Consider the following 725-nt stretch of genomic DNA (forward strand, 5'->3'; position numbering starts at 1 on the left):
CAGCGGGGTAAACAGCGCTGCTGACTTAATCACCCAATCGCTCATGGTTTGGCGGCTCAGCTCAATGCCGTATTGCTTAAACATGCTCTCTTGGCGATGAAGCGGTAAACCATATTGATATTTACTGGTGATGAGTTGGCTAAGTAAGCTCGCGGGGGCAATGCCGTTGTTAATGGGCATGGCGGGCATAGGCTGTTGCTTTATCGTTGACCCAGTGCCTGATTTTTCACACTCACGACAGGCGTATTTAGGGCGAATATGTTCAATCACTTTGACGTGTGCTGGAATGAACTCAAGCTTTTCAGCTGTATCTTCACCGATTTTATGTAACTCACCACCGCAACATGCACAGCTTTTATCTGCTATGTCGTGGATAACTTGTTCACGGGGTAAGTCTTTTGGCAGTGGCTTGCGTTTAGGCTTGTTGCGGGTGTAGCTAATTCCTTGCTGCTCTGGCTCAGCTTTCTCAGCAATCTCTTCAACTTCATTAAATAATTCACCTTGCCCTACAAAGCCTTCAGCACTTTTGCCGAATTGCTTTTGTTGGGCTAAACGGAATTGCTCATATAAATAGGCGATTTTAGCATCTTTCTGTATAGATACTTCGCGCTCATATTTAAGCTGTTTTTCAAGCTCAGCAATGCGTTGTTGTAAGGTAAATACATCGTTCATGCCGTTTATTTTACGGCTTTTATGCACAATGAATAGGGTTAATAACTTAAACC

At 44.0% G+C, this 725-nt stretch carries 1 protein-coding gene; it reads right to left on the minus strand.

Translation table 11 applies throughout. The annotated features are described in order from the left end of the window. Positions 1-672: IS66 family transposase zinc-finger binding domain-containing protein (locus CWC11_RS20430; protein WP_171038472.1), on the minus strand; the 672-nt coding region annotated here is incomplete at its 3' end. Positions 673-725: the final 53 nt, after the last annotated feature.

This window comes from Pseudoalteromonas sp. S3178 (assembly GCF_005886985.1).
In the GTDB taxonomy this organism is placed as follows: domain Bacteria; phylum Pseudomonadota; class Gammaproteobacteria; order Enterobacterales; family Alteromonadaceae; genus Pseudoalteromonas; species Pseudoalteromonas carrageenovora.